This window comes from Mesorhizobium sp. M7A.F.Ca.US.006.01.1.1 (genome assembly GCF_003997935.1).
Lineage (GTDB): Bacteria > Pseudomonadota > Alphaproteobacteria > Rhizobiales > Rhizobiaceae > Mesorhizobium.
Map to the genome: position 1 here is coordinate 1 of NZ_RZQL01000297.1, position 7,431 is coordinate 7,431.

Annotated in this window: 5 protein-coding genes and 2 pseudogenes; 1 reads left to right on the top strand and 6 read right to left on the bottom strand. The window is 57.7% G+C overall.

Annotated features, from left to right (window positions below; genetic code table 11):
- Positions 1-132 (top strand): annotated as a pseudogene (locus EN943_RS32625) (IS481 family transposase); the annotation flags it as partial.
- A gap of 106 nt (positions 133-238) precedes the next feature.
- Here EN943_RS32625 and EN943_RS32630 read toward each other — a convergent pair.
- The 6 genes and pseudogenes from EN943_RS32630 to tdh all read right to left on the bottom strand — a co-directional run.
- Complete coding sequence (locus EN943_RS32630) at positions 239-2,110, bottom strand: acyltransferase family protein (protein WP_063169260.1); 1,872 nt, start codon at positions 2,108-2,110, stop codon at positions 239-241.
- Between the two features lie 83 nt (positions 2,111-2,193).
- Positions 2,194-2,754, bottom strand: a complete 561-nt coding sequence (locus EN943_RS32635) for a CpaD family pilus assembly lipoprotein (RefSeq protein ID WP_063169261.1) — start codon at positions 2,752-2,754, stop codon at positions 2,194-2,196.
- 12 nt (positions 2,755-2,766) lie between these two features.
- Positions 2,767-4,188 carry a type II and III secretion system protein family protein gene (locus EN943_RS32640; RefSeq protein ID WP_063170365.1) on the bottom strand — a complete coding sequence of 474 codons (1,422 nt, stop codon included), beginning with the start codon at positions 4,186-4,188 and terminating at the stop codon, positions 2,767-2,769.
- Between the two features lie 71 nt (positions 4,189-4,259).
- The gene (locus EN943_RS32645; protein ID WP_063169262.1) at positions 4,260-4,946 is read right to left on the bottom strand and encodes a response regulator transcription factor; all 687 of its coding nucleotides are present in this window, start codon (positions 4,944-4,946) and stop codon (positions 4,260-4,262) included.
- A gap of 805 nt (positions 4,947-5,751) precedes the next feature.
- Positions 5,752-5,920: pseudogene (locus EN943_RS38595) on the bottom strand (transposase); the annotation flags it as partial.
- Positions 5,921-6,634: 714 nt separating this feature from the next.
- Positions 6,635-7,431, bottom strand: a 797-nt coding sequence (gene tdh / locus EN943_RS32655) for an L-threonine 3-dehydrogenase (protein WP_127416093.1), incomplete at its 5' end; no start/stop codon positions are given.

Sequence of the window (7,431 nt, forward strand, 5' to 3'; positions counted from 1 at the left end):
CATCGTGCCGCCGAACTGCCTGTCTGGCTGCACAGATACAATTGGCATCGTCCACATGGCAGCCTAAAGTCAAAAACGCCTATCAGTCGCCTCGCCCTGATCGAGGACAACCTGTTGAAGCTCCACACCTAGGTCACTATCGGGGGGCCTTAAACCTGAACAGCTCCATCGTCGCGGCTGCTGCGGAAGCAGGAGCTATCACTGGGACCCGTACTGGTGCTTGTCAGCCGCTGAGCCGCTACTTCGTCTTAGGAAGAGCATTGTCCTTGCCAAAAGCCGGCCAGTATTTCGAGATTGCCAGTGTGGCGCCGGCTGAAGAGAAATGACCATAGTCGAAATATAAAAACTCTCCTCTATCGAAATAGGCGCAGCGTCCTGCGCTGCACAGGAATTTCAGCGGATCGATGAATGTGGCGCCTTTGGTAAATGAGCGCACACGTTCGTTGACGTCGGGGTCCATCGCGATCGGCCAGGACGTATCGTCCAGATTTTGGCGCTTGGCGAAGAACGCAATTTTCCGGACGTCAGTTGGGAACTGCGGAGACTGGCCGATGACAAACACGCGCACGCCCAGGGCACGAAGCGTAGCGATTGTTTGCTGAAGACCGTCGAAACCTCTGACCTCATAGTCACTCCATCTACCGCTGAGGATAACCGTCTTGATGTCCGCTTCCAAGATGACGTCCAAGGCCTTGCGATTGAACCGGACACAATCAAGACGATCGTACGGGTAGTAATAGAGTATCGGCGCGCAGCTGGCGTACGTATATTCAACGATGTTCGCCTGCAATCGATTTATGTTAGCACCCAAGCCGGAAACATAGTGCGCGGCGAAGGAGTCGCCCCACAAAAAAACCGTTGTTGGAAAACCGCTGGTGCGCGTGCAATCCTCCATATTCCAGCTTTCGATCCGGCTGGTGCCCTCGTTGAAACAGATGCCATTCCTCCAGTCCCCGACGGAAATGCGCCGCTGGACATAGTCCGGAAACCGTTGCGGAAAGCCGTTGCCGAGCGCCCCCGCCGCTCCGCCGGCACAAAGGACAACGATCGCGAGCGCTGAAAAGGCGAAGATAGGCCCCGGGGAGGTGAAGGCCCTCTTCTGTCGAAACGGCTGCTCTACAAACTTCCAGGAGAATGCAGCCAATGCGAGGCTTGCCACCAACATCGCACCGGTCATCAACGGATCGAGTTTTTGGAACGAAAGATAGTGCGCGAACGCATTGAGAGGCCAGTGAACAAGATACAACGAATACGAGATGAGCCCAATCCAGACCAGCGGCCTGACTTCGAGCATGCGGGTGGCGACCGTCGAGGGGGTATTTTGGCCAACATAGATCAGAAGGGCCGTTCCGATGCATGGATACAAGGCGTTGTAGCCTGGGAACGGATCACTCGCCGAAATCGCGAAGAACCCGATGGCGAGAAGGCCAAATCCGGCCACCCCCACCGACTCCATCAGGAGTCGGTTGCCCAGCGGCGAGGGGCATTTGAGCATGAGCAGGGCGCCCAACATGAGTTCCCAGATTCGGGTCGGCAGCAGATAGAATCCGGCGGTGGGTGCCAGCGATGTCGCCATCACCGCCACTACGAAGCTGCAGAGAATTATCGGAAGAAGTGTCGTCAGCCAGCGCTTCCCGATGTAGCGATAGATTAGGAACATCAGGATTGGTGCGAAGATGTAGTACTGCTCCGCTACGGAAAGCGGCCAAGTGTGCAACAGTGGTAGAAGCGCGGCATCGATAGAGAAGTAACTTGACGTTTTCCAGAAGAAAACGTTCGACCAGAAGGTCGAGGTAGCTATGATGCTAAGACTGAATCCGCGCAGATCCGGTGGCAGAAGAATGAACAATGCCGCAATGCAGGTGAGAAGCATCACAAAGACGAGCGCCGGCAGAATGCGCCGGGCACGGCGCCAGTAGAAGTTGACGATGGAAAATTGGCCGCGTTCAAGGTCATCCAGGAGGCTTCCGCTGGTTAGGTAGCCGGAGATGACGAAGAAGATATCGACCCCGCTAAAGCCACCCGGGATCGCCGAAATTCCGAAATGAAAGAGTACGACCGGAAGTACAGCAACGGCCCTAAGGCCCTCGATATAGCGCCTATATTGCATCCAGCGGTTCCTTTTATTTTAGATCAGGACGCGATTGGAAGCTTTCAATCTCCGGTAGGAGTGCTGCCGAGATAAGGGCGGTATCAGCCACCTTTATCCGTCCCGAATGTTCTGTAAGTTGCAACTGGTACAGAAGCACGATCGCCATCGCCGGCCTTGACGGCCTGATTGTCGAGCAGATCGCGCGGATCGTTGACCATCACGGCCAGGTTATGTCCTGTCGAACAACCAAGCGGCTGTTTGAAGGATTCTTCATTGGGTAAGGCACCATATGAGGGACAGACCGGCGGACGGGCGTGATAGACAATCGCCTCAATTCGCACTGAGCCGGCGTCGTGTTGATCGCGCAATTGAATGTTGTCTTCTTCGATTGCCAACTGCCTGGCCTGATGGGCTACCCCTGCGCTGAGCTGGGGCGAACCGCTGATGAGGAGGTGGATGGCATCGAACCGGCCGCGACTGGCCTTGTCTAGGAAAACACGCAAACGCTGCCGTTCGGAAGCGCGCAGGCTTTGCAACGTCAGGACGGTGGTCTCCTCTCGGACAAGCATTGGTGCCGATGGTTCGACATCAACTGGCGTAGTGCTTGTGCAGCCACTTACGCTTGGTGCCAGAGCGACAAAGAGGATTATAAAACGCAACATCTTTGGATGACACTATTCGATGATGAAGCCGAGACCGCCCTGGGCGCTTGGCGCGCCCGCACGGATAGCAGCGCGGTCTCGCGGGGGACTTGTCACGGAATTCGTCGGAGCGCCCCCTCCGTTCAAAGCCGGTGCCGCCCGCTCGGTCGGTGCGCTCATCTGGTTTGGGTTGGAGCCTGGTCTTACAATGTAAGGCGTAACTAGAATGACCAGTTCTGACTCCTCTTTTTGAAACGAGGTCGAGCGAAAAAGCGGTCCCAGGATCGCCAGTTCTCCGAGCCAGGGAAAGGCCCTGACATCATTGTTGACGTTCCGCCTGATTAGACCGCCGATTGCGAAGCTCTGGCCGCTGGCGAGTTCGACGACCGTATCGGCTCGGCGCGTGGAAACTGCCGGCACGGAAATTCCGTTGATTTGCACGGCACCTTGCGTCGACAGTTCACTGACTTCGGGCGTTACGTGAATGTTGATTTGATTGTTGCTGAGAACTGTCGGCACAAATTCCAGACTGACGCCGAAGTGACGGAATTCAACCGATACCTGCCTGTTTTCCTGCAGGACAGGAATGGGAAATTCGCCGCCCGCGAGAAAGCTGGCCTTTTCACCCGACATAGCGGTGAGGTTCGGCTCAGCCAGGACGGAAGCTATATGCTCCTTGGCGAGCGCGTCGAGAACCGCGCTGACGTTGACGGCACCGTTGTCGAATCCGATTTCTGCTGTACCGCCACCCTGGGTTGAACCAGACCCAGCGCTTGCAGCGCTTCCGCTTAGAACGCCCACTTTGAAATTGCCGATTTGACCGAAGGCGGACAAGTTGACGCCGAGTGACTTCATGGCGCTGCGTGAGACTTCGGCTACGCGCACGCTGAGGTTAACTTGCAGGGATCCAGCGACCTTGATGTTGTTGACGACTTGCGCTCCGTCGCCCAGATATTGCTCAGTGACTCTTTTTGCGGTGTCGGCGACCTCTGCGTCGGGCGCCGTCCCGCTAAGGATTGCGCCGCGCGGCGTATAGTTGACGCGGATGGGATAGTCGCCGACCTGCTCCCGCAACATGGCGCGTAAATCCCCGATCGGTTGCGTGACAACGATACGCAATTCGGCGAGAGGCTCGCCATTGCCATCCAAGGCGAATAGGCTGGTCCGCCCCGATTTCTTGCCAAAGACGAAGATTGTTTTGCTCGATGGCGCCTGAAAATCCGCGATCGTGGGGTCAGCAACAAAGATGGTCGTGGCTGGCCCGGGCAGATGAACGGTCTCCCCGAGCGAAGAGGAAAGGGTCAGCGTGGCGTTGATGCTATTCGAAGCCGCATGCGGCGGGCCTTTGTCCTGCTTGTTTTGCGCCGCGACACCAAGTGGGAAAGTCACAATAAGCGCGCAGAGGAGATGGCCCAGGTAACGGGGCACTGCAGGTCTTGTAACCTTGTTGGCGATCGCCCGCCAATTGAGCGCAGCGCAAGGATGTTGAAGGATCAGCAAAATAGATCTTCTTTCGATTCGACAAACTATGCGGACGAGGCGTCAGTCAATTCTAGGATGTAACCAATGCCTCGGATGGTCTTGATCCGTGGCGTTGCACCTGATCTGGTCAGATGTCCCCGTAAACGATAAATTCCGACTTCAAGCGCGTTGGCAGACACGTCGTCGTTGAATGAATAGAGGTGATCTTCCAATTGCGCACGGGGCACGATGCGGCCTGCCCGGTTAAGCAGGTGCTCTAGAACACAGAGTTCGCGACGTGCGATCATCATTGGGTGCCCATCAACGAAAACCTGGCGGGCGACCGGATCAAAGTCGAGATTGCCAAATACGAGCCTCAGGTCGGTCATCTGTGTCGCCCGGCGCAGAATGGCTCTCATTCTGGCAATAAGCTCATCGGTAGAGATGGGTTTGAGCAGAAAGTCGTCCGCACCACCGTTGAAGATCGCAATTCGCTTATCGAGATCGTTAAGGCTGCTCATAATGACGGCAGGAACTGAATGCCCGTGGGTCCTCAACTGCCTCAGCCAACCCAAGCCATCGCCATCTGGCAGAGCCAATTCCAGCAGGAGAATTTCATAGCTGGCGCAAGAAAATGCACTCGAAGCCAGTTCCAGAGTACCAACGACATCAACGACGAAGCCGCCATCCCCGAGCGCAAGTCGCATGGCGCGCGCAAGATCCGCATGATGATCCACGAGCAGCGTTCGCATTTCATCTCCTCTCGAAGAGGGACGGCCCATCGAACGCGTCACCGGCGGCCATCTGATCGGAGCACACGGCGCGCAACTCGTCGCAGCTCTCGGAACTGGTCCGAGTCGGAGGGACATGCAAGTCGCTCGGTGGCAATAGGCGCGGGTGAGGACCAACTGACGGGCTCAAATACGCCGGTCGGCGAACCCACGAGGCCAGCAACCCGCGTGCGATTTCTCGTTGCATCATCTCTCCTACGTGCAGCCCCTGCGCTCGCAAGGCAGCGTCGCGGCTCAGAGCCCGATTCCCACAGAGGGTAGGGTTAGCTTTCGAGAAACTGATTGAACAAATCGATTATTTGGATCGAATGCATCCACGGTATGGATGCAGCGCACCATCTTCAACGACTGCGGCGTCCTGATGCACTGTTGTGTCTGTCGTGCTCTGCTTTTTTCGCTGTCCTTCAAGGCTGGCGAGCCTGGTGGAACCTGCGCGTCATTGGCTTGGTAGCTTGAATGCTCAACAACGGAGCGCCCTGCGCAAAGCCGCTCTCATTTCCAAAAAGCCTTGCAATCTGGTTGGAGCACTTCGCGCTCGACACCAAAATAGGCGAGGAAAACTGACGTCTGACAGGGATGTACATGCAACAGCCGATTTGCGGCACCAGCAAACGACCGCGTTCAGGCTGAAGATCGACGACCAACGGCTCCTCGATTTCCGCACTTTTACAAGCTCTTCCTGTGCGGGCGGATGCCGGCAAACAGCAGCACAGGGTCAGCGAAACCGGGAGCGGGCCTGCTTGATCGCCATGATCACATTGCCGCTGTCGCGCGTGCGGAGCGGAATGCAATCGGTCCAGCCGGCGGCAATCCGGTCAGCACCATCGTCTGCACGAAGCTCCCTGACGAAGACGTGCCCGAATGCGCTCAACAAAGCCGGGCGGCGGATCTTTCCAATCGCCGAAGGTGCGGGCTGGCACCGAGCGGCGAACTGCGAACTCATTCCTGCCCGGCGGCGCTGGCCGCCGCGAGCGTCGATGCGGACCCAGCCGCTCCGAATCCTCCCACAACACGATGAGCGCGTCGCGGACATCGCTGCCGTAACAGCGGCTGCGGCTCTTGCCCGCAGACGGCCTCTGCTCACGACGGTTCATAAGACGGATCGCGCGCTTGCGAATAATAGCCGGTTACCGCCTCGAACTCATCCAGAATGCGCCGCTTGTCAACGCCGCAATAAAGCTCCACGATCGCCGCTTCACCGTGTCGCCATGCTGAGCCGCGCCATCCTTCCCCCGAACCGGAATGGCACGACCTGTCCATCCCCTTTGGAACAGGACACTATTGGTAACATTTTGCTTGAGGCAATGCGGCTCGTTGCCTTCCTTTTCGCTGACCGGAAGGGTACCGGAAGTCGTCTATCGCATCTTACCCGCTGAAAGCGGCAACACCTCGACCTCAATCGCAGATCATAGGAAATAGACGATCGCGTCGGGGCCTCAGCATCGGTTCACCGGGTTTCCGTCATCGACTGAAGCGAATTGCCCCATCGACCGTCACCGGGTGGGCCGCGATACGTCGCCGTATATGATTAGCGAGCGCACGTAGCGGAGCCATAGCTCTCCACCCAGCCATGTTCCCCTAGTTGGAAAATGTCCGGCGGACCAGAGGTGCTGTCGTCAGCTTTTCCTGAATAGCGGCCAAGGCAATCCCTACCAGTCCATCACCACCTTGCCGGAACTGCCGCTCTTCATCGCATCGAAACCGATCTGAAAATCGTCGATGCCGATGCGGTGGGTGATCAGGCCGGAGACATCCAGCGGACCCTGCACAAGCGCGATCATCTTGTACCAGGTTTCGAACATCTCGCGGCCGTAGATGCCTTTGAGATGCAGCATCTTGAAGATGACCTTGTTCCAGTCGATCTCGAAGCCGGTCGGCGCGATGCCCAGAATGGCGATCTTGCCGCCATTGTTCATGGTGTCGATCATGTCGCGGAAAGCGGGGGCGGCGCCTGACATTTCGAGGCCGACGTCGAACCCCTCGGTCATGCCGAGCACCGGCATGACGTCGCGCAGCTTCTCCTTCGAGGCGTCGACGACATGCTGGACGCCGAGTTTCTTGGCTAGCGCCAGCCGCACCGGGTTGATGTCAGTGATGACCACTTTGCGCGCGCCGACGCATTGGGCGACGAGCGCGCCCATGATGCCGATCGGCCCGGCGCCAGTCACCAGCACGTCCTCGCCGACCAGATCGAAGGACAATGCGGTGTGGACGGCATTGCCCAAGGGATCGAAGATCGCGGCAATCTCATCGGGCACATCGTCGGGGATCGGCACGACATTGTGCTGCGGGATCGCCAGATACTCGCCGAAGGCGCCTGGACGGTTGACGCCGACGCCGAGCGTGTTGCGGCACAGATGCCCTCGCCCGGCGCGACAGTTGCGGCAATGGCCGCAGACGATGTGGCCTTCGCCCGATACACGCTGGCCGACCTTGTATTCGGTGA